This window comes from Paenibacillus sp. NAIST15-1, assembly GCF_001894745.1.
GTDB lineage: Bacteria > Bacillota > Bacilli > Paenibacillales > Paenibacillaceae > Paenibacillus_B > Paenibacillus_B suaedae.
In genome coordinates this window covers 35588-59939 of sequence record NZ_BBYF01000019.1, presented here as the reverse complement: position 1 = coordinate 59939, position 24352 = coordinate 35588, and the positions used below count along the sequence as shown (strand labels likewise).

Below are 24352 nucleotides of genomic sequence, written 5' to 3'. Positions count from 1 at the left end.
ATAACATGGCAGGTTGAAGGAGTGAATGGTATGGATCAGTTCGTGCATTTGCACGTGCATAGTGAATACAGCTTGCTCGACGGAGCAGCGCGTATTGAAGCGCTTGCTGCACGAGCAGCCGCATGCGGAATGAAGGCGCTAGCCCTCACGGATCATGGGGTGATGTACGGAATCATTCCTTTCTATAAAGCATGTATGTCGCATGGCATTAAACCCATTATTGGCGTGGAAGCGTATGTAACGACAGGAGCGCTCCAGGAGAGGGTATCGCGCAAGGAACAGCCTATTTATCATTTCATATTGCTGGCGAAGAATGAGCAGGGATACCGCAATTTGATGAAGATTTGCTCCGTAGGGCACTTGGAGGGATTTCATTATAAGCCTCGTGTCGATATGGATACGCTCCGCAAATACGCAGATGGGATAATCGCGCTAAGCGCCTGCCTTGGCGGCGAGGTGTCGCAGCATGTGCTTCACGGCAATGAAGAGGCAGCGCGCAGCGCGGTTGAACGATATAAGGATATTTTCCGTGATGGATTTTATATTGAGCTGCAGGACCATGGCCTTCCGGAACAGAAGAAGGTTAACATTGGCCTTATAGCTTTAAGTGAGCAGACGGGCGTTCCGCTCGTTGCAACGAATGATGTGCACTATTTGCAGCAGGAAGATGCAGCGATGCAGGATGTCCTTATTTGCATAGGTACGGGGAAGTCGGTTGAGGATGAGGGGCGGATGCGCATGCATACCGACCAGATGTACTTTAAGTCGCAGGAAGAGATGACGGCAATGTTCCGTCATGTCCCGGAAGCGGTTGCGAATACGGCTCGTATTGCGGAGCAGTGCAATGTGACGCTGGACTTCGGAGGGCATGTCCTTCCTGCCTATCATCCGCTCCCTGAAGGCATGAATGCAGGACAGTATGTGCGACAATTGTGCGAAGAGGGGCTGACGAGCCGCTATCAAGCACTGCCGGAATGGCAGGATGAAGCCTTCCAGCGAGAGGCGAGAGAGAGGCTTGTCTATGAGCTGAATACGATTGAGAATATGGGATTCTCTGATTACTTCCTTATCGTGTGGGATTTCATTCGCTTCTCCCATGAACAAGGCATTATGACAGGTCCCGGACGGGGCTCGTCAGCGGGTAGTCTTGTGGCGTACTGCTTGAGGATTACGAATGTCGATCCGCTCAAGTATCATTTACTGTTCGAGCGATTTTTGAATCCGGAACGGGTGACGATGCCTGATATCGATATTGACTTCAATGATGAGCGGCGTGATGAGGTTATTGCTTATGTTGCGAATAAGTACGGCCATGACCGCGTGGCGCAGATTATTACGTTCGGTACGATGGCTGCGCGGGCAGCGGTGCGGGATGTCGGCAGGGCATTGAATGTGCCTTATAACGATACGGATCGGGTAGCGAAGCTGATTCCGAATCAACTTGGAGTCACGCTTGAGAAGGCATTGCGGGCAAGCAGCGAGCTAAGCAGTTGGAGAGAACGTGATTCGCGCATACGCGAGCTTATTGATATGGCGTCTAAGGTAGAAGGCATGCCGCGCCACGCATCAACCCATGCAGCAGGTGTTGTCATCAGTGAGGAGCCGTTAACGCATTATGTCCCCCTGCAGGCAGGAACCGAGAATATTGCTCTCACCCAATACTCGATGGAAAATTTAGAATCGATCGGCTTGCTGAAGATGGATTTCCTCGGCTTGCGAACATTGTCGATTATTGAACGAACCTTAGAATGGGTCAATCTTCGCGGCGATGAACCGCTTGATCTAGGCATGATTGATGATGCGGATGAGGCGACCTATGAACTGTTGTGCCGAGGGGATACGACAGGGTTGTTTCAGCTTGAATCAGCTGGCGTACGGCGTGTTCTGCGAGAACTGAAGCCATCTGTATTTGAAGATATCGTATCCGTGCTTGCGCTGTATCGTCCGGGTCCAATGGAGTTCATCCCGAACTATATTCATAGCAAGCATGGGTTGAAAGCTGTCGAATATCCCCATCCCGATCTGAAGCCGATCCTGCAGGATACGTACGGGATTATTGTCTATCAAGAGCAGATTATGCATATCGCCTCCAGAATGGCAGGCTTCTCTCTTGGAGAAGCGGATTTACTGCGGCGCGCGGTCTCGAAGAAGAAGCGGGAAGTGCTTGATCAAGAGCGGCGTCATTTCGTAGAAGGCAGTCTGAATCAAGGGTATACGGAAGTGGAAGCAAATCGGGTGTACGATATGATCGTTCGCTTCGCTGATTATGGATTCCCACGGGCTCACGCAGCTGCATACGGCGTGCTAGCCTTCCAAACTGCCTATTTGAAGGCTCACTATCCGACAGAATTTATGGCGTCCATGCTGACAGCGAATATGGGAAGCCATCGGAAGATTGCAGAGTACATTGAGGATTGTCGAAGAATAGGCATAACGGTATCGCCTCCGGATGTTAATGAAAGCTATGTTCGCTTTACGCCCGTTGATGGCGCAATTCGCTTCGGCCTTGGCGCGATTAAGAATGTGGGTACGCTTGCGATAGAAAGCATATTGAAACAGCGGAAGGAAAAGCCATTTGCAGATTTGCTCGATTTCTGTCAGCGAGTTGATCTTCGGGTGTGCAATCGCAGAGTCATTGAATCGCTTATTCAAGCGGGGGCATTCGATTCACTTCCAGGGCATCGGGCACAGCTATTGGCCATGCTGGATGAGGCCTTGGATGCGGCTGCGAAATGGCGTAAGGAAAGAGAGGATCTTCAAATTCAATTGTTTGGCTTCGTCGAAGTAAACAATTGGACGATTGATTATCCGAATATACCGCCGTTCGCCATGGCAGAGCAGCTGGAGCTGGAGCGCGAGCTGCTTGGATTATACTTATCCGGTCATCCGCTGGATGACCATGCACAGCTGCTGGAGTCCTCCGAGACGGATCGGCTTGTTGATTTGCATGAGGTGCCGGACGAGAGTGAATGTACCGTTGCCGGGATGGTTGTGTCGCTTCGAACGATAATGACGAAGAAGGGCAAGCCGATGGCATTCATTGAAATTGAGGATCGGATCGAGCGGGCTGAAGTGGTGCTGTTCCCCGAAGTGTGGCGCCGATCAGAGCCGTTGATTGGGAAGGGAGCATTGATTGCGCTGCGGGCGAAGGTGCAGCGTCAGGATGAAGGCTATAAGCTGCTTGCTGACGAGGTTGTACCTCTTGAGCCCCATGCGATTGCTGCATTGACGAAGCGTGCTGCCCATCGCAGACGCTCCTCTGAGACGCGTGGTGGACAAGCTTCTCAGTCGCGCATGGTCGGCGAACAACCGTCTGGACGAAGCCCGAATCAACGAGAGGCGGCGGTCAACCTACAACGTGGTGCTGAAGCGGCTGCCGACATGAACCGAGATGCGGGCAGCATGTCTGCGGATAGGACGGATAGGAGTTCATCCGCAGCTCGTCTGCGGAACACAGCACAGGGTGGGGGAACCGAAGCTCCTGCTTCCAGAACGAGTGGGCGCCAACCACAGCGACAGCGAGTATATATTAAGATTACAGCCGATCATGAGCGGCCAGATCTGCTGCAACAGCTGAAGGAACTCTTGAAGTCGCAGCCAGGGCCGCTGCCGACTGTATTGTTCTATGAGCGAGAACAGCAATTGCGGGCGCTTAGCGAGGCATATTCGCTGAAGCCGTCGCCGGATCTGTTCAAGCGGATCGAATCAATGTTCGGTGCAGGAACCGTACGCGTCAAATAACAAATGTCAGGGATCGAATCTCCTCCCGTAAGTAGCACAATTCCTTATCATCTCGCATAGAGTGGTCATACGCCCTATTCACGGGTAGGTGAAGTTGAAGGGGCGAAGGGAGGGGACGCCATGACATTCAATATGGCGGAACAATGGCTTGTTAAGCGCGGCGTATCACTTGAATCCATCGCGGAGATTGTGCTCCATCTTCAGCAGCCATACAATGCAGCGTTGACGCTGGAGGATTGTCTGGACAGCGTACGAGCCGTAACTCGCAAGCGCGAAGTTCAATACACGCTCATTACAGGCATTGCATTGGATTTGCTTGCCGAGCAGAAGCTGCTGCCGGAGCCGCTTCAAGCGATTATGGAGACGGATGAATCCTTGTATGGTGTTGATGAGACACTTGCACTTGGCATTACGAGCGTATATGGAATGATCGGCCTCACCAGCTTCGGATACTTGGATAAGGCCAAACTTGGCATCATTAATCAGCTCAATTCGGATCGTACGCGAATTCATGTTTTTCTAGATGATATTGTAGCTGGATTAGCTGCTGCGGCGTCAGCAAGAATTGCCCATCACGACAAGCGTGCTCAGCAGTATGGCGAGGGTGGAGCCTGCAAGCTTGACGATATGAATGCAAATTCTTAAAGAATACGAATAGCCGAGATAGGATAAGGCTTGGCGCTGGTTCATCATTGCTTATTGGGCAGCGCATTGCAGCAAGTCTGTTGGAATTTGTTGCGATGAAATTGACAATTATGATATCATAATGGCATTATATGAGCCGTTTCTGGAACGTTAGGGGGGTCAATCGCGCGTGTGGACAGTTATCTACATCGCACCGACTGCCAATTTAGCAGATAAGATTCAGCGCAAGCTGACCGAGGAAGGATTCCTTATTCAGATCCGTCCAATCCATCTGTCTAAACAACAGTTTGAAATTCTAGTGCCTTCCGGAGAAGTTGAAGAGGTTCAGGAAGTGCTTAATTCGATCTTGCATGCATGATGCGGCTGATGAATGACGATGTTATCGTTCAAACAGCCGATTTTTGTTGTCTATGGTTAGGACAATCTCTAGTTTGAAGCAATAGGATGATGTCCTGTATTTCAACTGGAGAAATCACGCCTAAAGAGGTGTATCGGGTGTTTAAAGACTTATTTCAAAAGAAAAAGTACGCAACGGTGCCGTCCGGATCTGTACACGATGACCGTCCCAAACGCGAAATACCCGAAGGTTTGATGAATAAATGTCCAAAATGTGGCTCGATTCAATATCATAAAGAGCTGGAGAAAAACCTGAAGGTATGTACGCAATGCGGGCATCATATGCGCTTGAATGCAAGGGAGCGCATTGAGATGACTTTGGATGAAGGCCGATTTTTTGAATATGATGCGGATATCGTATCCGCAGATCCGCTTGCTTTTCCAGAATATAAGGACAAGCTGGAACAGCAAAGAGCGAAATCCGGCATGGATGAAGCTGTTATTACGGGCGAGGGGACAATTGGAGGATTTCCGGTTGTCGTAGCTGTGATGAGCTTCGATTTCTTTACTGGCAGCATGGGTTCGGCAACAGGAGAAAAAATTACACGAGCTATTGAAACTGCTATGCAGAAACAATATCCGTTAGTCATCTTCTCTACATCTGGCGGCGCAAGAATGCAGGAGAGCATCTTGAGTCTGATGCAGATGGCCAAGACAAGTGCAGCGCTTGGGAAATTCCATGAAGCAGGCGGGTTCTATATTTCGGTATTCACGGATCCGACTATGGGTGGAGTGTCTGCAAGCTTCGCTATGCTTGGCGACATCATTATAGCTGAGCCTGGGGCAAGAGTAGGCTTTGCTGGCCGTCTCGTAATCGAGCAGACGATTCGTCAGAAGCTTCCGGAAGAATTCCAAACGGCTGAATTCAATCAGAAGCATGGACAAATCGATCTGGTCGTGCAGCGCAAGGACATGAAGTCCACGTTGGCGAAACTTATCGATCTGCATACGGTGAAAGGGGATGTAGCTCATGGCGAATGAACTTCCGTTCGAGCAACCTTTGGTGGAGTTGAAGCAGAAGATTGCTGAATTAAAACGGTTCGGCGACGAGAAGCAAATTGACTTTACTGAAGAAATCGCCCGGTTGGAGGAGCGTTACGCCAAGTTAGCGGCAGAGATCTATGCTAGCATCTCCCCATCGCAGAAAATGCACTTGGCGAGACACCAACAGCGACCAACCACACTGGATTTTGTCCAGCATATATTTACTGATTTCATTGAGCTTCATGGTGACCGACTGTTCGGCAACGATCTTGCTATTGTGGGCGGATTGGCGCGACTGAACGGGGTGCCGGTAACGGTAATCGGACATCAGCGGGGCAAGGATACTAAGGACAACATTGCAAGATTCTTCGGCAGCCCGCATCCAGAAGGCTTCCGTAAGGCACTTAGGCTCATGCATCAAGCGGACAAGTTCGGTCGTCCGATCATTACTTTCATCGATACGAAGGGTGCATATCCAGGCAATACAGCTGAGGAACGAGGACAATCAGAAGCTATTGCACGCAATTTGCGGGATATGGCCATGTTCGGTGTGCCAATTATTTGCGTCGTTATCGGTGAAGGTGGAAGCGGCGGCGCGCTCGCGCTCGGCGTAGGCAACCGAGTTCTTATGTTGGAGAATGCAATCTATTCATGCATTTCCCCGAACGGTGCTGCATCTATCCTCTGGAAGGATGCGTCCAAAGCTGACCAAGCAGCAGAAGCGATGAAGATCACAGCTTCTGACCTGAAGGAACTCAATGTGATCGAGGAGATCATTCCAGAGCCTCAAGGCGGTGCGCATAAGGATGTTGAAGCGGCCTCTGCCAACATGAAAGATGCGCTCTGGCGTCATCTGACCGAGCTGATGGGGATGTCCCCAGAGCAGCTTCGCGAAGATAGATATGACAAATTTCGCAATATTGGCGAGTTCGGCATTCTGCAGCACGGATAAGTTCAGTGGCGTCTGTGTCCTGAATCCCGCGTCCTGACAGGGATGACACGGTTTTCATAAGTCAATTGACTTAAAATATCGTTCACTGGTAAAACTTATAAATATGATTATCTTCATATACAAATTTTATTGAGTATAGTAAATTAGATAGTTGAGAGCCTTGTTTTTAGCAATACAATATAGAGATACAGAGAGACACACATAATTGGAGGAAGCCCATATGCGTAAAACAAAAATCGTCTGTACTATCGGTCCTTCCAGCGAATCTTTAGAGAACACTAAAAAATTGATCATGGCTGGCATGAACGTTGCTCGTCTCAATTTTTCACATGGTGATTTTGAAGAGCATGGCAACCGAATCAAAAACATTCGTCAAGCATCCCAAGAATTGAACAAAACGGTTGCAATTCTCCTTGATACGAAAGGCCCTGAAATTCGTACAGGTAAGCTTGCTGTTGACTCCGTTGACCTCGTTGAAGACGAGTTCATCACATTGACAACAGAAGAGATCCTTGGCGATAAAGACCGCATCTCCGTAACTTACGAGAACTTGCCTCGTGACGTTGAAGTCGGTTCCACAATCTTGATCGATGACGGCCTCGTTGGTTTGACGGTTGTTGAGATTCAAGGTACAGAAATCAAATGTAAAATCGTTAACGGCGGCACAATCAAGAGCAAAAAAGGCGTTAACGTTCCTGGTGTGAAAATTTCCTTGCCAGGTATTACAGAAAAAGACGCGAACGACATCCGTTTTGGTATCGAGCAAGGCGTTGATTTCATCGCTGCTTCGTTCGTTCGTAAAGAGCAAGACGTTTTGGAAATTCGTGAATTGCTTGAGAAGCACAATGCAACTCATATCCAAATCATTTCCAAAATCGAAAACCAAGAAGGCGTAGACAACCTGGATGCAATCCTGGAAGCGTCTGACGGCTTGATGGTTGCTCGTGGTGACCTTGGCGTTGAAATTCCAGCTGAAGAAGTTCCACTCGTTCAGAAGCGTATGATCGAGAAGTGCAACTTGGCTGGCAAGCCAGTTATCACAGCTACACAAATGCTTGATTCCATGCAACGCAACCCACGTCCTACACGTGCGGAAGCAAGTGACGTGGCAAACGCAATCTTCGACGGTACGGATGCAATCATGTTGTCCGGTGAAACAGCTGCTGGTAAATACCCAGTTGAATCCGTATTGACAATGTCCCGTATCGCTGAAAAAGCTGAATCTGCGCTTGAATACCGTGAAATCTTGGTAAAACAAAGCTCGAGACAGCAAGCTACAGTTACTGATGCAATCAGCCAAGCAGTTGCTAACACAGCTCTTGATCTGGATGCAAAGGCAATCATCAGCTCTACACAAACAGGCTACACAGCGCGTATGGTATCTAAATACCGTCCGAAAGCTCCAATCATCGCTGTGACTCCTTCTGAGCAAGTAATGCGTGGTTTGTCCTTGACTTGGGGTGTTACTCCAGTTAAAGTCGATCAAGCTACTTCTACAGACGAAATGTTCGACGTTGCTGTTGCAGGCGGCGTGAAGACAGGCATCGTTGCAGAAGGCGACTTGGTTGTGATCACAGCTGGTGTTCCTACAAGCTGTGCAGGTTCTACAAACCTTGTTAAAGTAAGCCAAATCGGACAAGGCCGTTGCTAATAAGAATAGGCCTATCCAATTGAATATAGAAGCAATACCAGACAAGAGCAATGGTTGAACCATTGCTCTTGCTGTATTTGTGAACGTACCCTCGAATGCGCTACAATGGAGGAGGAAAGAAGATGTATCATGACGCTAGGGAAGAAGATCAATCGGTATGGTTTGGTAATCCGCTGCGCGTTCGCTATCAAGAGACAGATCGAATGAATGTCGTATTCCACGGCAACTATGTGACTTGGTTCGAAGTCGGAAGAACGGAATGGATTCGAGCTCTCGGTATGAACTATCGGGATCTTGAAGCAAGAGGGCTGCTGCTCCCTGTGGTCGATTTGCAGGTGAAGTTCAAGCGTCCCGCATACTATGATGATCGAGTGATGGTATATACTCGTTTGATGCAGCTGTCGCCTCTCCGGTTGACATTTGAGTCACAAGTATGCAGGATAGAGGGCGGTACAGACACAGGCCTGCCTGAAGCAGGCTGGGTCTCTAAGCCATCCGGCAAGCTGCTCGTAGAAGGAACAACTACTCTTGCTTGGCTGAATGCGGATTGGCGGCCTATTCGTCTTGAGCGGGAAGCGGAAGATGTATGGTCATTGCTGGAGCGAATGCGCCCGACCTCTTAATTCATCTTCAGTATGAAGGATGTTGATTTCTCCATTTCAAGAGATGGATGGGAATGATTCTACTTAGAATGTCATCTATGAGAGTTGCATGATTGTAATGCAAGATGCAATGCATAAGTCATTATGCAAGGGAGGGAATGGTTCTTGAATCCGATGGTATGGGTACTCATTACTCTGACATTAATTCCTGCACTGGAAGTGTACGGTTTCGTACTGATGAGCAACTGGGTAGGGGGCTGGAATACGTTCCTGTTGATATTGCTTACCGGGGTTATCGGAGCAGTAATTGCGCGCTACGAAGGGAATCAAGTGTTGGCAGAAGCTCAGAAGCAGATGCAGGCAGGGCAAATTCCAGGACGTTCTGCGGTAGAAGGCCTATGTATTCTTGCAGGAGGAATCTTACTGCTTACACCGGGATTCTTTACGGATATTATTGGCTTCACACTTGTATTTCCGCTGACTAGACCGATCTATCGGCACTATCTGCTTAAGTGGTTGGAGAAAAAGATGAAGGACGGAAATTTTATTTATTTCCGCCGTTTCTAAACTTGAAATATACACGCCCGCTGAATGGTGAAGAACCATGTGGCGGGCGTTTTTGTGTACATTTGAACAGTGCGTTTTTTATTTTCTGCCGCTGATAATATACGTCTGTAAATCCAGAAAGACATTTGCTCGCTTCATGGCAGACAGCAGAACGAGGGAGACGGGACCGACAATAAGTCCGAGGAAGCCGAACAACTGCATGCCGACGAACATGGCAATTAGCATGAGGAGCGGATCAAGACCGACTGTTGACGCCAGTACCTTCGGCTCCATAATCTGCCTCGTGAGCAGGACGATGGCATATACGATAAGTAAGCCGATGCCAAGCGAACCTTGGTCAACGGCAAAGCAGTATACAATCCATGGAATCATGACAGCACCGACACCAAGGTACGGCAGCAAATCGATAATGCCGACGAGAAGGCCTATGGTGATTGCATAATCCACGCGCAGAACAATGAGTCCTGTTGTAATGATGAACATCGTAATGGAAATCAGAAATAACTGGGCTCGCAAGTAACCGAATAGGGCCTGCTTCAGATCGCCCCAGATCGTACGCATGGATTGATTAATGGAGGCAGGCATGGCACGTGCAGGGATGCCCATCCAACGCGACCAGTCCTTGCTTATGAAGAAGGCGGATAAGAGAATGATGATTGAAATGGATGCCACATTTGGAAGACTGGACAAGAGACGGACGATCGCATCCAGAAAAGAGGTGATGAAGTTGGTGATCACTGTCGTTATCTTTTCTGCAGTGCTCGATAAGTTACTGTTGATCGAGCCTTGAAGATTTGGATTATCTTTGTATAAGGAGCCAAGCGTTTCAAGAAATGTGCGAACCTTATCATTTTCGAACAGCTGAATAAAGAATTCCCTCCATAGACGGAGAAAATGATCCATAGAATTGGACAGATTATAAACCTCTCTCACCACACGCGTAACTACCGCTGCCGCAACCGTTAGCATCGACGTAATGAACAGGGTCAAGCATATCGTAACACTTAGCCAGCGCGGCATGCGGAACTGTTCTGACATCCACTCAACAACGGGATTGAGCATTAGAGCGATCAGCCAGGCAATGAGAAACGGATAGAGCAGGGGGACTAATAGATAGCAGGATAAGAGTATAAGTATACCAACGGTCAATACCCACCCTCCGCGAAGAATACGCTTGATGATGTGCTGCTCCATGATCTCAATCACCTCCATGAATCCTACTGTAAATCCTCGGTTTCCCAGCACGTCCGATCTGGGAGGACGACCCTTTCTATATGCTATGCGCCATACCCAATTTCCTTGATTTTTTCTTTTTATCCTCAATGATTTCAAGGAGTTTAAAAAACGTTTATACCTCTGATAAAGCATTTCTATCCATATTTTTCAACTGAAACCGTTCACATTTCCGACATTATCCATTATCATCTTAATAGAAAAACTTGCCTTTTTTTCCGGGGCGGAATACTTCGAAACACATCGAGATAACACAGGGAAAAGAAAGATGGGATGGTATTAGGTTACATATGCAAAGGAGAGAGGGCAGATGACAGCAACGAAAGGTTTGGAAGGCATAGTTGCAACGACTTCTTCTATTAGCTCAATCATCGATGGTGTGCTAACATACCGCGGTTATAATATCGACGATTTGGCCGATCATACGACATTCGAAGAAGTTGTTCATTTATTGTGGTTCGGCAAGCTGCCAAATCAAGAGGAACTTTCGGAGTTACGCACTCGTCTGGAGAAGAGCGCTGCAATTCCTTCAGCCGTTGTTGAACAAATGAAATTGTATCCGTCAGACGCGAATACGATGGCTGTTCTCCGAACTGCGATTTCTGCATTGGCTCTGTATGATGAGCAAGCGAATGACACGGGGCATGACGCTAATGTACATAAAGCCATTGCGCTGCAAGCACAGCTACCAACTGTGGTCGCGGCTTTTGCACGCGTTCGTGCAGGGAAGGAGCCGATTTCTCCGAAACCGGGTCATTCCATCGCTTATAATTTCCTATATATGTTAACTGGCGAGGAGCCTTCCGATAGCGCTGTATCTGCTATGGACAAGGCGCTTGTCCTTCATGCGGATCATGAACTGAACGCCTCTACATTCGCTGCCCGGGTTACGGTTGCCACCTTGTCGGATATGTACTCCGGTGTTGTATCGGCAATCGGCGCGCTGAAGGGGCCGCTGCATGGGGGAGCCAATGAAGCGGTTATGGTGATGCTGGAGGAGATTGCTGACCTTGATCGTGTTGATGATTATATTCAGTCCAAGCTTGACAACAAGGAGAAGATTATGGGCTTCGGACACCGTGTGTATAAGAACGGGGATCCTCGGGCGAAGCATCTGCAGAAGATGTCCCGTGAGCTTGGAGAAGCGTGTCAAGATATGAAGCTGTATGATATGTCGACACGCATTGAGTCTCTCGTTACTGGACAGAAGGGACTGAAGCCGAACGTTGACTTCTATTCAGCATCTGTCTATACCATGCTGGGCATTCCGAGAGATTTGTTCACGCCAATCTTTGCAATCAGCCGCGTATCCGGCTGGACAGCGCACATTTTGGAGCAGTTGGACAATAACCGTATCATTCGACCGCGTGCAGAGTATACAGGCCCATCCAGTCAGTTATTTATCCCGATTCAAGAACGGTAATTATCAACTCAATTGAGATAAATGTAGAAGTTTTTGAAAACATAGGTTGTCTTACAAATTGACGGGTTGCTACAATAGAAGAGTAGCTCCCGTTAGCTGTTTGTGTGACAATGAAATTGAAGGAGGAACATCTGTGATTCAATTGGACAAATTTGCACCACCAACCGAAGGCGAGAAAATTAAGATTGAGGATGGCAAGCTCCAAGTTCCTGTTCATCCAATTATCCCGTTCATTGAAGGGGATGGCACAGGTCGTGATATTTGGCGCGCATCCAAGCGTGTATTGGATGCAGCTGTTGAGAAGGCATACAACGGCGAACGCAAACTTGCATGGTATGAAGTATTCGCTGGCGAGAAGGCATTCAATGAATACGGTGAATGGCTGCCGAATGATACGCTGGAAGCCATTCGCGAGTACATTGTAGCGATTAAAGGTCCATTGACGACGCCAATCGGCGGCGGCATTCGCTCTCTGAACGTTGCACTTCGCCAAGAGCTTGATCTGTACGTGTGCTTGCGTCCAGTACGTTATTTCGATGGTGTTCCTTCTCCTGTTAAGCATCCTGAGCTGGTTGATATGGTTATTTTCCGTGAGAATACGGAAGACATCTACGCTGGCATCGAGTATGCTTCCGGATCGGAAGACGTGAAGAAAGTGATTCAATTCCTCCAAGAAGAAATGGGAGTGAAGAAGATCCGCTTCCCTGAGACATCAGGTATCGGCATTAAGCCTGTATCCTCCGATGGCTCCAAGCGTCTTGTCCGTGCTGCGATCGAATATGCGATCAAGCATAACCGCAAGAGCGTGACGATCGTACACAAGGGGAACATTATGAAGTTCACCGAGGGTGCGTTCAAGAACTGGGGTTATGAAGTGGCGGAGCAAGAATTCGCAGAGCACACATTCACATGGGGACAATATGACCGCATCAAAGAGGCTGAAGGCACGGAAGCGGCTAACAAGGCGCAAGCAGAAGCTGAAGCGGCTGGCAAGGTCATTATTAAGGATGCAATTGCAGATATCGCATTGCAGCAAGTATTGACTCGTCCGAAGGAATTCGATGTCATCGCGACATTAAACTTGAACGGCGATTACTTGTCTGATGCATTGGCTGCTCAAGTTGGCGGCATCGGCATCGCACCTGGAGCGAACATCAACTATGTGACAGGACATGCGATCTTCGAAGCAACGCACGGAACTGCTCCGAAATATGCAGATAAAGACGTAGTAAACCCAGGTTCTGTTATTCTGTCTGGTGTTATGATGCTTGAGCATCTTGGCTGGCAGGAAGCTGCAGACCTCATCTATAAAGGCATGGCAAACGCCATCAACAGCAAGACTGTCACTTATGATTTTGCGCGTCTGATGGAAAACGCGACAGAAGTAAAATGCTCGGAGTTTGCTGACCACATCATCAATCATTTGAACTAGGAGGTCGAATCCGAATGGCTATTCGACGCAACAAGATCACAGTCGTTGGTGCTGGTTTCACTGGAGCGACAACTGCTCTTATGTTGGCTCAGAAAGAACTTGGAGATGTTGTATTAGTAGATATTCCTCAGTTGGAGAATCCGACGAAGGGCAAGGCGCTTGATATGTTGGAGGCTGGCCCGGTTCAAGGCTTTGACAGCCGAATTACAGGAACATCGAACTATGCAGACACGCAAGATTCCGATATCGTCATCATTACAGCAGGGATAGCTCGCAAGCCTGGTATGAGCCGTGATGATTTGGTGACTACGAACGCGAGCATTGTGAAGTCGGTATGTGAGAATGTGAAGGCTTATTGCCCGAATGCCTACGTGATTATTTTGAGTAATCCGGTAGATGCAATGACATTTGCTGCTTTTGAAGCACTTGGATTCCCTAAAAATCGCGTAATCGGCCAATCCGGCGTTCTGGATACCGCTCGCTACTGTACATTCATTGCAGAAGAATTGAACGTATCCGTAGAAGATGTGCGCGGCGTTGTGCTTGGAGGTCATGGGGATGATATGGTACCGCTCGTTCGTTATACGAGCGCAGGCGGAGTACCGATTGAGAGCCTCATTCCACAAGAACGAATTGCAGAAATTGTACAGCGTACACGTGTAGGCGGCGGTGAAATTGTCAATTTGCTTGGCAACGGAAGTGCTTACTACGCACCAGCTGCTTCCATCGTGCAAATGGCGGAAGCCATTTTGAAAGACAAAAAACGGATTCTCCCGGTCATCGCATACCTCGAAGGGGAATACGGTTATGACGCTTTATTTATGGGCGTACTGGCTGTACTCGGTGGAGATGGTATAGAGAAAGTGATCGAGATCGAACTGACGCCAGAAGAGAAGGCTGCACTGGATGAGTCGGCCGAATCTGTCCGTAACGTTATTCAAGTGGTCGCTGGAGAACGTGTATAATGCAATGATTCCATTATTTATGAACATTGTGACAAATCTCATAGAAATATCAAGAAAGACATCGAATATTTCGGTGTCTTTCTTTGTGTTAGTAAGTAAATTTTAGTATAATGGAACGAAGATTGAACCATATCATGTCTATGGAGGGAATGTATTTCATGTACAGTGCCTTTAGTCTTTTGCACATTTTAGGTGCAGTAGCAATGGGGTTCTATGCCATTGTTCCATTTATCGTAGGGAAATTAAACAAGTTGTCTACAGCAGGACAAGAGGGGCTGCTCGTGGGCGTGGGAACGGCGAATCGTCTGGGACAGTATTTCTTAATCGTTCAGTTCATAACAGGCGGTTATCTCATGAGCCAAGCGAAGTACAGTGTGCTCTGGATGGTATTGACAACGGTTGTCTTCCTGGCGATTGCTGCATTTAGCGGCATCATGGGCAAGCAAATTAAGCTTGCAGCGCAGTCCGCAAAAAGCGGTAAAGCGGATGCAGCAGCTACAGGCAAGGTTCGCACTTTCAGTACGCTTATCTTCGTATTGTTCATCGTCATTGTACTTCTGATGGTTTATAGCTATAAGTTCATTACGGTAACGGCAGGATAATAGAATCGCCCGGTCAGACTTACGTCTAGCCGGGCGATTTTTTTGTTTTTTTGTTTGAATCACCTGATGAATGGTCTAAGATCGTTTACGCGTACTTATCCAACCTTAGTCAATGAGCGATACAGCCTGATCGTCTTCTTTACTGAAAAAGGAGCCGGTCATAATATAGCGCCATACATCCCGGAACACATGAGCTTTCTGCAACGCAGTAAGCACGACGAGAGCGAGGATCCCAATAATGATGCCGGGTACGCCAAACAGCTTCAAACCACCATAAAGAAAAATGAGAAGCAGAAGCGGATTCAGTCCAATGCTGTCCCCGTATACTTTCGGTTCAAAGGCGTGCCGAGTAACGAGAATAATAGGCCACATAATGAGCAGTCCTGTTCCTAAAAATACATTTCCTTCAACATAGGCGAATACAGCCCATGGCACAACGATAGCAGGGATGCCGACTAATGGAATCAGGTCTACAATGCCGCCAATAAGCGCGATGGTAAAAGCATATTCTACTCCTAGTACAAGCAAGCCAAGAAAGAAGACAAATGCGGTAATACTGGAGAGAATAATATGCCCTTTAATATATCCGAACACGGCGTTCTGCAAATCACTTGTCACGACTCCAAGAGAGCGGCGTACCCGTTCAGGAATGAGTGTGTTGCCCTTGGATGAAATCGTATTCCACTGTTTGCTGATTAAGAATGTAGCTACCAAGACAATGACTGTGATGACCGCAAGCTTAGGCAGGAATAAGACGGTAGCTTTCAAGAAATGAAACAAGTAGGCGACAATTAACGTGCCTCCGCTAGCAATCGTTCCTGTGTATTTTGACAGCGATGATTTCAAATCTGCAAAATTGAATGTATCATTCATGTCGGTGAGAAAATGCTGGAACTCCGCAGAATAGAAATAGGCTTCAGCCTGTATTCTCCATTCCACAATCTGATTCTGTACGATCCCCATAATATGCCATGATTCGGAAATGATCTTCGTCGTGAATAGGTACAGAATTCCTACGATGATGGCTGCGAAGAGCAGTAGGGCCGTCATCACGGCGAATCCACGGCGGAACTTCCAACGCTTCTCCAAAAAACGAACGATTGGATTCATCATGTAAGCAAGCAGCCAGGCAATCAGAAACGGGCAAATGATCGAAAAACCGAAATAGAATACCGCTGTAAACGCAGCAATAATCAGTAGCACCCATGTTGCTCGGAAGATGCGGTGAACGAGAGTAGGATTAAAAATAGGCATTCATGACTTCCTTTCTATGAAATCAATCTGTGGTGTTGGTATTTCCATTATTGTAACAAACACATGAATTCATACTCGACTTCACATATGTGTCTATGACATCAGCTCTTAGGTATGCTCTTCTTCATCCGATAGAGATATTTCATCCAAAGTCATGTTGAAGCTCGGAGCGAGCGTAGTCAGGAAATATTGTACCTCTGGCATATTCAGCTGCTTCAGCTTCTGTTCCGTCTGGCGCTTGGCGACTTCGAACTCGCGATTGCCTGCAGCTAGCTCACTGATGCATTTAACGTAAGCATCTAGCAGATCGGCTGCCTTCACATAACTCCGCAACTCATGATCTCCTTGCGGATCAATGAGGGGCGTGTAGATGCTTTGCAGTTCGGGAGGAATCATGCCGACTAAGCGTTCGGCGGCCAACTGTTCAATTTCACGGAAATTGTTCAGCAGTCGGCTGTTGTGGTGCTTGACAGGAGTAGGAATGTCGCCTGTAAATACTTCGGTAGCATCATGAAATAAGGCCAATGCTACAGCTTGCCCGGTGTCTATTTGCTTATGGAACACCTCATTAGCAATCGTGCACAGCATATGGGTAGTCATAGCAACATGGAAGGTATGCTCCGCAACATTCTCTTTGTCTGTATTTCGCATGAGACTCCAGCGTTCGATATGCTTGAGCCGGTACATATAGGCGAGAAAATGATGGGGTTTGGTTGTTGAATTCTCAGTTGTACTCATAGGATCCTTCCTTTCAAGGGGATATCTAGACGCTCTACAATTGCAGCAATCAGTTGACTGCGGATTGTCGCAGGAGATAGGCGTGGAAAATGCTTCGATTAGGTGCACGCCTTGTGATATTATAATAGCATTGGAACTCATTTGACGAAATTGTAACAAAGACTACTTCCCGTTGCTTCCGAGATCTGCATCAAGAACACTCATTTCCCGGGATGATTAGAGATGAGAGGAGCAAGTTCATGATGACATCATTTTTGCAGAGTGTGTATGATTTAATTGTAGAAACGTCTACAAATTTGCCAGGGGATGTACGGCGCGCGATTCAAGAGGCACAGGCACAAGAGGATGCTGCAACGCGTTCCGGCTTGTCCTTGAGCACAATCGCTCGGAATATCACCATGGCTGAGAAAAATGTGTCGCCGATATGTCAGGACACAGGCATGCCAACCTTTATTGTACATACACCCATTGGAGCGAATCAAATCCAAATGAAGAAAGACATTCGCGAAGCGATTAGCCGTGCAACGAAAGAGGGCAAGCTTCGTACGAATTCAGTTGATTCCTTAACAGGAGCGAACAGCGGAGATAACTTAGGACCGGGCACGCCGGTCATCCACTTCGAGCAATGGGATCGTGAAGATATTGAAGTGAAGCTGATTCTCAAGGGTGGCGGATGTGAGAATAAGAACATTCAATACAGCCTCCCTGCGGAATTGGAAGGGCTCGGCAAGGCAGGCCGTGATCTGGACGGCATTCGCAAGTGTATCCTGCATGCTGTCTATCAGGCTCAAGGGCAGGGCTGCAGTGCAGGCTTCATCGGTGTTGGCATCGGTGGCGACCGAACGACTGGATACGAGCTTGCGAAGCATCAACTGTTCCGCAAGGCAGATGATGTGAATCCTCATTCTGATTTGGCACAGCTGGAACAATATATTATGGAGAAAGCTAACGAACTCGGGATTGGAACGATGGGCTTCGGCGGTGAGGTCACCCTGCTCGGATGTAAAATTGGCGTGATGAACCGTCTTCCAGCAAGCTTCTTCGTATCTGTTGCGTACAACTGCTGGGCATTCCGTCGTCAGGGCGTGATTATCGACAGCGATTCGGGAGCGATCCGCGAATGGATATATGAGCGCGGAACAGAGGTAGCTATGGCAGCTTCACAGAAATCAGAGAACTCTGGACAAGTCGCAGCTGCCTCTGAGCAAGGAGAGAGTCGTCAAGTCGTGCTGACAACTCCAATTACGGAGGAAGCGATTCGTTCCTTGCGTGTGGGCGATGTTGTCATTATAAATGGGGAGATGCACACTGGCCGTGACGCCCTTCATAAGTACTTGATGGATCATGATGCTCCGGTTGATTTGAATGGGGCAGTTATCTACCACTGCGGTCCTGTCATGCTGAAGGATGAGGAAGGCTGGCATGTCAAGGCTGCTGGTCCGACGACGAGTATTCGCGAAGAGCCTTACCAAGGTGATATTATGAAGAAATTCGGCATCCGTGCTGTTATCGGCAAAGGCGGGATGGGAGCGAAGACTCTGGCCGCCTTGCAGGAGCATGGCGGGGTGTACTTGAATGCAATTGGCGGTGCTGCGCAATATTATGCAGAGTGCATCAAGCGTGTAAATGGCGTTGACTATATGGAATTTGGTATTCCAGAAGCGATGTGGCATTTGGACGTAGAAGGATTTGCAGCAATTGTTACGATGGATTCCCATGGGAACAGCTTGCATGCAGATGTAGATCGGAGTTCGCTTGAGAAGCTGTCTCAGTTCAAGGCTCCAGTATTCTAATGAATCGAAAAATAAAGTTCGATCGTAATATCGGTCTGATCGTGAACGATTGGTTCGAACGGTATATGTACTTGCTTATCCCCAGCTGCTTGGTGCTGGGGGTTCTTTGTAGTGAGCCGTTGCTTCCGTTCGTGCCCTACGTTCCGTGGATGTTCGGACTTGTTACTTTCGTTATGGGGCTAGGATGTGGACGCCGTGATGTGATGGGAGCCTTTCGGCATCCGGTTCTATTCGCGGCCGTATTCATTCTGACGCATATCATCTCACCGATCGCAGCCTATGGGATAGGCACGCTTCTGTTCGGTGCAGGATCATCTTATACGGCTGGACTCGTTCTGTTCACGATTATCCCGTTAGGGATATCTTCTGTGCTGTGGGTGGAGATGGCGAGAGAATCTGTCCCTCTGATGTTGGCTCTAGTGGTCATGGACTCACTGCTTAGCCCCATCGTTGTTCCCGCATCGCTGTCTGCGATGTTCGGGGCTACCATTGCATTCGATGTATGGGCGATGCTGCTTGATTTGCTGTGGATTATTGTGGTTCCGACCGCAGCAGGCATTTGCATATATGAATGGACAGGAGGCAAGGCCAAGGCATCTGCTGCGCCCGTGCTTCTGCCTGCATCGAAGGCTGCATTTGTTGGTGTTGTACTCTTGAATGCAGCAGCGATTGGCCCCTATGTGCGGGCATGGGGGAGTGAGGCAATAGGGCTGTTCTTCGTCGTGCTGCTGCTCGTTGCCGTCTGTTATGCACTAGGCTGGGGATTGAGCTTTATGTTCAAGCGCAGCGGCACAGCAATTCAGGGGACATTGGGCTTCGCTTCAGGGATGCGCAATATCTCTCTTGGTCTAGTGCTAGCGATGAGGTACTTCGGGCCGGAAACAGCCGTTGCTGTTGTACTCGCCATATTGATTCAGCAGCCAGCTGCCACCGTGTATCACGCAATTTTACAAAAGATTAATAAACTTTCTGCTGGTCAAACGGAAAAGGGATAAGTAGGATTAATACGTAGACAGTAACAACAATGAATTGAAGCAGAGAGAAGGAGTAGAACCATGTCACGTTTTCGCACAAGGTTGACCTTTGTGTTTGTCTTGCTTATCGGTATTTCAGTGCTAACAGCGGGCATTTATATGGCATCTACATTCAAGACGAGTCATATTCGGCAGCTTGAGCAAAATATGTCCCGGGAAATTATGCTCATCGAACAGACCTTGGTCTGGAAGCAGGGAAACCGCTTCGAAGAGCTTGCCAGCTACTACACAGACTGGGCTCGCAAGCTTCATGATAGTGCTGATGCAAGGGTTACGTTCATACTGAAGGATGGAACCGTTGTCGGAGATTCTGACCGTCCAGTAGCTGAGTTGGATAATCACTTGAACAGAGAGGAGATCGCTGCTGCGAAGAAGGATGGACTAGGCTCCAAAATTCGCTATAGCGATACCCTTCGGCAAAATATGCTGTATGTTGCTAGTCCTGTTCATACTCCAGACTTCGATGGCTACGTACGCTTAGCGATGAGTCTGGCAGATGTAGAGAGCAGTGTACGAGAGTTGTGGGCTTATCTGTCGATAGGGCTCGCTATATTGTTCCTTGTCGCAGCTATTGTCAGCTATCGAATAGCGTATAACATGACACGGCCAATTGAGAATATGACCCGCGTCGCGATGCGTATCGCACAGATGGACTATCGGGCACGAACTCAATCTGTCGGGAAAGATGAGATCGGGCAGCTTGGATCTGCGATTAATGCGATGGCTGATAGTCTGCAGGTTCAAATGTCGGAAATTCGCGAGAAGGAAAGCCGCCTTCAGGCAGTGCTTGAACATATGATTAATGGCATTGTTATGATTGATGCTCAGGGCCAAGTTGGTCTGTTGAATCGCAAGGCGGAGCATATATTGGGCATTAAGAGCACCGAGTGGATCGGACGTACCTTCGAGGATGTTCGAGCGCCACATGAGATGCAGCAAATGACTGCAGAGGTGCTGGAACGCAAAGTAGCGAGTCATGATGAAATTACACTGTATTATCCAGAAGAACGTCTGCTTGATGTGAGTGTAGTGCCCGTTTACTTCACAGACAATGAATGGGCAGGTGTACTGCTTGTCATGCAGGATGTATCTACAATTCGGCGTCTTGAACGAATGAGAAGTGAATTCGTGGCCAATGTGTCCCATGAATTGAAGACACCGATTGCTGCGGTGAAGGGATTCGCGGAGACCTTAATGAATGGCGCGATGAATGACCCAGAGATAGCAACGTCGTTCCTGCAGATCATCCATGATGAGAGTGAGCGGTTGAATCGCCTAATCGGCGATATATTGGAGCTGTCTAAGATAGAGTCGAAGCGGGTGCCGCTGCAATATTCCCCGGTTCAGGTCGATCTATTCTTGGAGAAGACGGTGGAGATGCTCCAGAAGGAAGCTGACAAGAAGCGAATAGATGTTCTTCTGAGTACAGAACAAGATATGTATGTAGAGGCTGACGAGGATCGCTTCCGTCAAATTGTACTGAATCTCTTGTCGAATGCGATTAATTACACGCCAGAAGGCGGTCACGTAAAAATTATAGCAATGCCGATTGAACATAGCGAGAACGGGGAAGCAGAGTGGATTCGTCTGACTATATCCGATACTGGCATCGGTATTCCGAAGAAGGATTTGCCGCGCATATTTGAACGATTCTATCGTGTTGATAAGGCACGGTCTCGCAGTTCCGGAGGAACTGGCCTAGGCTTGTCCATCGTGAAGCATCTCGTTGATGCTCATCATGGATTAATTCGCGTAGACAGTGAACTTGGGGTGGGTACGACGTTCACGATCGAGTTGCCAGTCGTGCAAGATATTCAGATGCTATCGAATAGTGTAAAGTAGGCCACGCGATGAGATCGGCTGCCTTTCATTAATTTTCAACATTTTCAAAAAATGCTTGGTCAACATCACATGATATATGTTACGATAATGTTGAGAAACGATGAAGAAAGACGATTACGTATAATCGATTCGACTTTCGGAGGAAGATTATGTCAGAGATTAAAGTATTGGTAGTTGAAGATGAACCGACACTGGCGCGACTGCTGTCCTACAACCTGACTTTGGAAGGGTATGAGACAACGGTTGTCGATCATGGGACTCAGGGCTTGCAGATGGCGCTCCATCGCAAATTTGATCTTATCGTTCTAGATATTATGCTTCCGGGAATGAACGGTTTCGAAATATTGTCGCGAGTAAGACAGGCAGGGATTCGTACCCCAGTGATTGTTCTAACTGCTCGAAATGCGGAGGAAGAGGTCGTACAAGGTCTGAAGTGTGGTGCTGATGACTATATTACGAAGCCTTTCGGTGTTGCAGAGCTGTTGGCAAGAGTGGGAGCGGTGCTAAGACGGACATCGAGTGACGGAACCGGATTGACATTGTCCGAAGAGTCTGATGACAAGATGATTGCACTTGGCGATCTGCGGATTTATCCAGAGAAGTATGAGGTTACGCTTCATAATGATCTCATTCCACTGCGGCCTAAGGAATTTGAAGTATTGTTATATTTAGTACAGCGCCCTGGAACCGTAGTAACAAGAGATGACCTGATGAACGCCGTATGGGGGTTTGACTATATTGGCGGACAGCGGACAGTAGATGTGCATGTCAGCTCTCTTCGCAAGAAGCTGGAGATGAATCAACAATCTGTGCAGATTGATTCGATTCGTGGCGTGGGCTACAAGCTTGTCGTTCATAAGAAGCAGGGTGTGCTTCCATCTTAGGTTGCATGAAAATGAGAATATGGAATTTTTAATATAGTAGGGCTGTCCCGTCACATCCGATGTGATTATGGGGCAGCCCTATTTTTCTTTTATTGATCTAATCAACCATCCAGTATTTACATTATCAATGATATAGATTATTATTAACCTATGTTATTAGTAACCTAATGAGGTGTTTTTCGATGTCGATCAAATATGCCATTCTGGGGCTTCTGAGCTGGAAGCCGGCTTCCGGCTATGAATTGAAGAAGATTTTTGAGGACTCATCAGCGATGTATTGGTCCGGCAATAACAATCAAATCTATAAGTCGCTTGTTCAGCTATTGGATGATGGCCTAGTCACAAACGAAATCAAGCATCAGGAAAGTTCCCCATCCAAAAAAATTTACAGCATTACAGATGAGGGAATGCTCCGATTAAAAGAATGGGTGCTCGAGGAACCTGAACTTCCCGAGCTTAAGAATACATTCCTTATCCAATTGGCATGGGCAGACCAACTAGACGACGAGGAATTAGATGATCTGCTGGATCGGTATGAGGACAGGATCAACATGCAGCTCGTCTATCAGCAAGAAAAAATGAATCGTGGACTCCAAGAGCCGAATCGAAATGAGCGGGAAGCCTTTTTGTGGAATAAAATTTCTGAGAATCTATTGTCCAACTATCTCAATGAATTGAAATGGGTGCAGGGAATTCGCAAGGAGCTTAAGGCAAGAAAACAAATGAAGGAGAGAATGACTATGAACTATAAACTCGTCGAAAACGAAACGAAGCCATATATCGAATTGATTGCAAGCGACACGCCGTTAAGTACGGAGCAGGATGCTGTAGATTTGATTGCCTTGTGCAAGGAGAATGATGTTGAGCTGCTTCTGGTGCACGGGGAAGCTCTTGCTGGGGAGTTCTTTAGTCTTAGAACGGGCGTAGCGGGAAGAATGATTCAAAAGTTTACGAACTACCATGTGAAGACAGCTGTCATCATTCCCCATCCATCGTTAAATAGAGGCCGCTTTAAGGAAATGGTGGGAGAATCCAATCGCAGCAATCATTTCGGGGTTTTTGAAACGCGAGCAGATGCGGAGAGCTGGCTTATTCAGTAACGGTTAATCGACGGTTAGGGAATGTAGGAGATACGAATATGTATTTCCTAGAATGGCGGGGATGTAAGTCGCGATTTTGACGAGGCCTCGCTGATATACGATACCTGGAATCGTACGACATGATGAAGCAACGCCTCAAGAGCAGGATGTTCGAAGGCTGTTTTCTTGTAGTGGATCACTACATAGGAGACAGCTTTTTTATATTGAACGAAGTCTACGTGCTGATGAGAAGAGATTCCTTTAGGGGAAATTTAGGTTGAAATTGATGAGTCGTTATTTGATGATTCGGACTTGGAACCGGAGATCGGGTTAAGTGAGCCGCATGCAAGAGATGATGGAATCCGAACATGCGGAGCATCGCCTGCAAGCAGCGGAAATTGTACTTCGTCATGCGAAGAAGCGCAGATTCCGGCTGTCTTCCGAAATAAATTGCCAAAAAAGATTTACTCTAACCGAGTAAGTCTTTTTTTATTCGGGGCAGATAAATATTCACTCAAAATTTCACGGAGAAAAA

Annotated in this window: 21 protein-coding genes; 18 read left to right on the top strand and 3 right to left on the bottom strand. The window is 47.7% G+C overall.

Annotation, left to right across the window (positions count from 1 at the left end):
• Nucleotides 1-30: 30 nt before the first annotated feature.
• The 8 genes from PBN151_RS25960 (at nucleotide 31) to PBN151_RS25925 (ending at nucleotide 9538) form a co-directional block, all read left to right on the top strand.
• Nucleotides 31-3741 carry a DNA polymerase III subunit alpha gene (locus PBN151_RS25960; RefSeq protein ID WP_072731476.1) on the top strand — a complete coding sequence of 1237 codons (3711 nt, stop codon included), beginning with the start codon at nucleotides 31-33 and terminating at the stop codon, nucleotides 3739-3741.
• Between the two features lie 120 nt (nucleotides 3742-3861).
• Entirely contained in the window at nucleotides 3862-4386 is a 525-nt protein-coding gene (locus PBN151_RS25955; protein WP_065292118.1) for a phosphatidylglycerophosphatase A family protein, read from the top strand.
• Nucleotides 4387-4555: 169 nt separating this feature from the next.
• On the top strand, nucleotides 4556-4744 hold the full coding sequence (locus PBN151_RS25950; protein ID WP_021252166.1) for a hypothetical protein: 189 nt from the start codon (nucleotides 4556-4558) through the stop codon (nucleotides 4742-4744).
• A 137-nt stretch (nucleotides 4745-4881) separates the two neighbouring features.
• Nucleotides 4882-5763 (top strand): acetyl-CoA carboxylase, carboxyltransferase subunit beta, encoded by an 882-nt coding sequence (accD, locus tag PBN151_RS25945; protein WP_021259003.1) that lies wholly within the window; start codon nucleotides 4882-4884, stop codon nucleotides 5761-5763.
• On the top strand, nucleotides 5753-6718 hold the full coding sequence (locus PBN151_RS25940) for an acetyl-CoA carboxylase carboxyltransferase subunit alpha (protein ID WP_021252164.1): 966 nt from the start codon (nucleotides 5753-5755) through the stop codon (nucleotides 6716-6718). The genes accD and PBN151_RS25940 overlap by 11 nt, the downstream gene beginning before the upstream one ends.
• A 220-nt stretch (nucleotides 6719-6938) precedes the next feature.
• Nucleotides 6939-8369 (top strand): pyruvate kinase, encoded by a 1431-nt coding sequence (pyk, locus tag PBN151_RS25935; protein WP_021252163.1) that lies wholly within the window; start codon nucleotides 6939-6941, stop codon nucleotides 8367-8369.
• Nucleotides 8370-8491: 122 nt separating this feature from the next.
• On the top strand, nucleotides 8492-8992 hold the full coding sequence (locus PBN151_RS25930) for an acyl-CoA thioesterase (protein ID WP_072731475.1): 501 nt from the start codon (nucleotides 8492-8494) through the stop codon (nucleotides 8990-8992).
• A gap of 153 nt (nucleotides 8993-9145) precedes the next feature.
• Entirely contained in the window at nucleotides 9146-9538 is a 393-nt protein-coding gene (locus PBN151_RS25925; RefSeq protein WP_036590083.1) for an FxsA family protein, read from the top strand.
• A 78-nt stretch (nucleotides 9539-9616) separates the two neighbouring features.
• Here PBN151_RS25925 and ytvI (PBN151_RS25920) read toward each other — a convergent pair whose 3' ends face one another.
• Nucleotides 9617-10732: a sporulation integral membrane protein YtvI gene (ytvI, locus tag PBN151_RS25920; RefSeq protein WP_021252160.1), complete on the bottom strand. Its 1116-nt coding sequence runs from the start codon at nucleotides 10730-10732 to the stop codon at nucleotides 9617-9619.
• Between the two features lie 349 nt (nucleotides 10733-11081).
• Here ytvI (PBN151_RS25920) and citZ point away from each other — a divergent pair, with 349 nt between their 5' ends.
• The 4 genes from citZ to PBN151_RS25900 all read left to right on the top strand — a co-directional run bounded on the left by citZ (nucleotide 11082) and on the right by PBN151_RS25900 (nucleotide 15193).
• On the top strand, nucleotides 11082-12194 hold the full coding sequence (gene citZ / locus PBN151_RS25915; RefSeq protein ID WP_072731473.1) for a citrate synthase: 1113 nt from the start codon (nucleotides 11082-11084) through the stop codon (nucleotides 12192-12194).
• Nucleotides 12195-12327: 133 nt separating this feature from the next.
• Nucleotides 12328-13626, top strand: coding sequence for an NADP-dependent isocitrate dehydrogenase (gene icd / locus PBN151_RS25910; RefSeq protein ID WP_021252158.1), 1299 nt, complete (start codon nucleotides 12328-12330; stop codon nucleotides 13624-13626).
• A 14-nt stretch (nucleotides 13627-13640) separates the two neighbouring features.
• Entirely contained in the window at nucleotides 13641-14591 is a 951-nt protein-coding gene (gene mdh, locus PBN151_RS25905; RefSeq protein WP_072731472.1) for a malate dehydrogenase, read from the top strand.
• Between the two features lie 134 nt (nucleotides 14592-14725).
• Nucleotides 14726-15193 (top strand): hypothetical protein, encoded by a 468-nt coding sequence (locus tag PBN151_RS25900; protein WP_227775090.1) that lies wholly within the window; start codon nucleotides 14726-14728, stop codon nucleotides 15191-15193.
• A gap of 105 nt (nucleotides 15194-15298) precedes the next feature.
• Here PBN151_RS25900 and ytvI (PBN151_RS25895) read toward each other — a convergent pair whose 3' ends face one another.
• Both ytvI (PBN151_RS25895) and yfbR read right to left on the bottom strand, forming a co-directional pair.
• A complete protein-coding gene (gene ytvI / locus PBN151_RS25895; RefSeq protein WP_072731470.1) occupies nucleotides 15299-16447 on the bottom strand; it encodes a sporulation integral membrane protein YtvI in 1149 nt (382 codons plus the stop codon).
• A 108-nt stretch (nucleotides 16448-16555) separates the two neighbouring features.
• A complete protein-coding gene (gene yfbR, locus PBN151_RS25890) occupies nucleotides 16556-17185 on the bottom strand; it encodes a 5'-deoxynucleotidase (protein ID WP_065292126.1) in 630 nt (209 codons plus the stop codon).
• A gap of 239 nt (nucleotides 17186-17424) precedes the next feature.
• Between yfbR and PBN151_RS25885 the strand changes: the two genes are divergently transcribed.
• The 6 genes from PBN151_RS25885 (at nucleotide 17425) to PBN151_RS31540 (ending at nucleotide 24298) form a co-directional block, all read left to right on the top strand.
• A complete protein-coding gene (locus tag PBN151_RS25885; protein WP_370510457.1) occupies nucleotides 17425-18978 on the top strand; it encodes a fumarate hydratase in 1554 nt (517 codons plus the stop codon).
• Nucleotides 18978-19973, top strand: coding sequence for a bile acid:sodium symporter family protein (locus PBN151_RS25880; protein WP_072731469.1), 996 nt, complete (start codon nucleotides 18978-18980; stop codon nucleotides 19971-19973). Before PBN151_RS25885 ends, PBN151_RS25880 begins: the two co-directional genes overlap by 1 nt.
• Nucleotides 19974-20033: 60 nt before the next feature.
• Nucleotides 20034-21854 carry a two-component system histidine kinase PnpS gene (pnpS, locus tag PBN151_RS25875; protein WP_072731467.1) on the top strand — a complete coding sequence of 607 codons (1821 nt, stop codon included), beginning with the start codon at nucleotides 20034-20036 and terminating at the stop codon, nucleotides 21852-21854.
• Nucleotides 21855-22003: 149 nt separating this feature from the next.
• On the top strand, nucleotides 22004-22738 hold the full coding sequence (locus PBN151_RS25870) for a response regulator transcription factor (protein ID WP_021252150.1): 735 nt from the start codon (nucleotides 22004-22006) through the stop codon (nucleotides 22736-22738).
• 182 nt (nucleotides 22739-22920) lie between these two features.
• Entirely contained in the window at nucleotides 22921-23838 is a 918-nt protein-coding gene (locus PBN151_RS25865; protein WP_072731466.1) for a PadR family transcriptional regulator, read from the top strand.
• Nucleotides 23839-24151: 313 nt separating this feature from the next.
• Nucleotides 24152-24298 carry a hypothetical protein gene (locus PBN151_RS31540; RefSeq protein WP_175560802.1) on the top strand — a complete coding sequence of 49 codons (147 nt, stop codon included), beginning with the start codon at nucleotides 24152-24154 and terminating at the stop codon, nucleotides 24296-24298.
• The last annotated feature ends 54 nt before the right edge of the window (nucleotides 24299-24352 follow it).